Source organism: Clostridium celatum (genome assembly GCF_021412605.1).
GTDB classification, from domain to species: domain Bacteria; phylum Bacillota; class Clostridia; order Clostridiales; family Clostridiaceae; genus Clostridium; species Clostridium celatum.
Genome location: NZ_JAJKGM010000127.1, coordinates 1 through 234 on the forward strand (window position 1 = coordinate 1; position 234 = coordinate 234).

The 234-nt window shown below is 44.0% G+C and carries 1 tRNA gene and 1 rRNA gene; both read left to right on the plus strand.

The features are described from left to right. Window positions 1-55, plus strand: a 16S ribosomal RNA gene (locus tag LPC13_RS16840); the annotation flags it as partial. A 103-nt stretch (window positions 56-158) separates the two neighbouring features. After that, window positions 159-234 (plus strand) — tRNA-Ala (locus LPC13_RS16845).

A 234-nucleotide genomic window follows, 5' to 3' on the forward strand; every position in this document is an offset into this window, starting at 1 on the left:
GGTGAAGTCGTAACAAGGTAGCCGTAGGAGAACCTGCGGCTGGATCACCTCCTTTCTATGGAGAAATGAAGTAACAATATGTTTACTTCGTACTCAAGAGAATTGTTCTTAATTTCTGTTAAATTTTGAGCGATCATTAGATTGTTCAAAAGTCATGTGGGGGTATAGCTCAGTTGGGAGAGCACTTGCCTTGCACGCAAGGGGTCAAGGGTTCGAATCCCTTTACCTCCACCA